Raw genomic sequence first — 2,296 nt, forward strand, 5'->3', positions numbered from 1 at the left:
GCTGGGACGGCTCGCGCCCCGGCTGACGGTGCCCACGGGGCGCCCCGGCGGACACGGCGGGCTGGACGGGCCGGGCGAGCCGGGGCTGTACGAGCAGATCGAGCGCGCGATCGCCGACCACGACCCCGACCGGCTCACCAAAATCGGCGCCGCGGCCTTCGCCGACCCGGGCCAGGCGCTGGCGCGGCTCCGCACCGACCTGTACGCGCTGCTACGCCTGCCGGAACCGGCCGCTCCTCCGCCCCCGGTACGCGCCTTCGACGATCCGCTCCCCGAGCGCCAAGAGGTGTCCTCTGCGGTGGTCATGACCAGCGTGGACGGTGACACCGTGGCCGTACGCCGCTTCCCCGCGTACGTCGCCGGGGCGCGGGAGGAGGCGGGCGACGCGGACGGCACCGGCGGTGTCCACCGCCACCTGTCCTGCCAGGACCGGGAGCGGGACCGCGGACTGGTGGAGAGCGCGTCGGTCCTCACCCACCACGAACCGGCCGCCACCCCGACCGCCGCCGCACGCTGGGCCCGCGAAACGCTGCGCCGCTACCCGGGCAGCGTGCTGGCCGCCGCCACAACGGCCCGGGGCGACTGCCTGGTCGCCCTGCGGGACGGCCGCCTCGCGGAGGCATCGGCCACCGGCCCGGTCCGCGACCCGGGCCTGCTGGCCGCCGTGGTGTACGGACGCCTACGGGCGGGCCGGCCGTTGGAGGGGATCGTCACCCTGCGGGTGGGAGGACGCGAGGAGGATGTCGCCCTGCGCATCCGCCCCACGGCGGCGCACGACTGACCACGCGCGGCCTGCCATCCGCCGCGCACCGGCCGCCACACCGACCGCCGCACCGCCCGCCCCCGTCAGCCCGCGCTCTCCTCCGCCGCCTCCAGACGCGCCCGGAGTTCCGGGGCGCGGGGGCTGCCGCCCGCCTCGTGGATCTCGACCGCGCGGTGCAGGTGGCGCCGCAGCGCCTCCGCGTCACCCGTCCGTTCCGCGATGTCGGCCAGCGTCTCGAAGGCCTGGGCCTCGTAGTGCGTGGCTCCTTCGGCGCGCAGCGCGCGGGCCGCTTCCGTCAGCGCCTGCACCGCGTCCGCGGTGCGTCTCAGGGCTTCGTACGCGGTCCCGATGGCGGCCTGGGCGCGCGCTGCCATGCGTGCGTCGCCGAGTGCGCGCAGGCGCTCGTATCCGTCGCGCAGGGTGGTGAGTCCGTCCTCGTGGAGACCTGTCGCGCTCTGCGAGCAGCCCATGAAGTACAGCGCGATGGCGACACCGCGCTCGTCGCCCGCCTCGGCGCTCAGCGCGCGGGCGCTGTCGTACGCGTCGGCCGCGCGGGCCGGGTCGGAGCGGTCCCAGTAGCGACCGCTGAACTCCCGTACCGAGCCGCGCAGCAGGGTCAGCCGCCGGTCCTGCGGGGCGGCTGCCGCGGCCTCGTCGGCGCGCTGGACCGCGGTCTCCAGTTCCTGCCCGGCCCGTTCGAACTCGCCCAGGTCCATCAGCGGGCGCGAGAGGAGGGCGCGCAGTCGCGCCTCGGCCGCCGGGTGGCCGTCCCGCGCGGCGGCCTCGGCGCCCAGCTCGCCCGATTCGATCCACTCCGCGAGGTGGCGGTGGTGGAGGTACAGCGCGGTGAGCGCTTCGGCGAGCTGCCAGGTCGGCCGGTCCATGCCGCCGTGCGCGGCTGCCGCGCGCAGCACGGCGAGGGCGTCGGCGCGCTCGGCCTCCAGCCAGGCCAGGGCCGCCTGCTTGCCGCCGCCCTGGGCCTGCCCGAACGGATCGGGGCCCGCCTGCCGCATCCGCTCCGCGTGGTCGGCGATCCGCAGCCGCCGCCCCATGATCGCCCGGTCGGCGAAGGCGGCCCCGGTCAGGTGGTACTCCATGGCGCGCGCCAGGGCGGCCGCCCGCTCGTCCGCGTCGGCCAGGTCGCGGGCGTGCAGCCGTACGAGGTCGTGGAAGCGGTAGCGGCCGTCCTCGCCGACATCGAGCAGGGACGCCCGTTCCAGGGCGCCCAGCAGCGGGGCCGCGGCGGAGGCGGACAGGCCGCCTACGGCCGCGGCGCCCCCGGTGTCGAAGCTGCGGCCCGGGGCCGCGCCCAGCAGCCGGTACAGACGGGCGGCGTCCTGCGGCAGATCCCGGTAGGCGACAGTGAAGACGGCGGACACGGTGTGCTCCTCCCCGATGTACGAATCCGGACCCCCCATCCCCGGGCTCCCCGCCCCCGGGCTCAGGCCGGCCAGCCGCCGGTTCTCGTCCGCGAGCTCCCCAGCCAGCGCCGACAGCGTCAGCCGCCGGTGGACGGCCAGCCGGGCGGCGATC

General features: G+C 77.4%; 1 protein-coding gene and 1 pseudogene. One reads left to right on the forward strand and one right to left on the reverse strand.

Translation table 11 applies throughout. The features are described 5' to 3' along the window. Nucleotides 1-781: pseudogene (locus CCN51_RS51740) on the forward strand (hypothetical protein); the annotation flags it as partial. Between the two features lie 65 nt (nucleotides 782-846). Here CCN51_RS51740 and CCN51_RS51745 read toward each other — a convergent pair. Then, nucleotides 847-2,296 (reverse strand): hypothetical protein (locus tag CCN51_RS51745; protein WP_086861284.1); only part of this gene is annotated, 1,450 nt, incomplete at its 5' end.

This window comes from Streptomyces milbemycinicus (assembly GCF_002154605.1).
Lineage (GTDB): Bacteria > Actinomycetota > Actinomycetes > Streptomycetales > Streptomycetaceae > Streptomyces > Streptomyces milbemycinicus.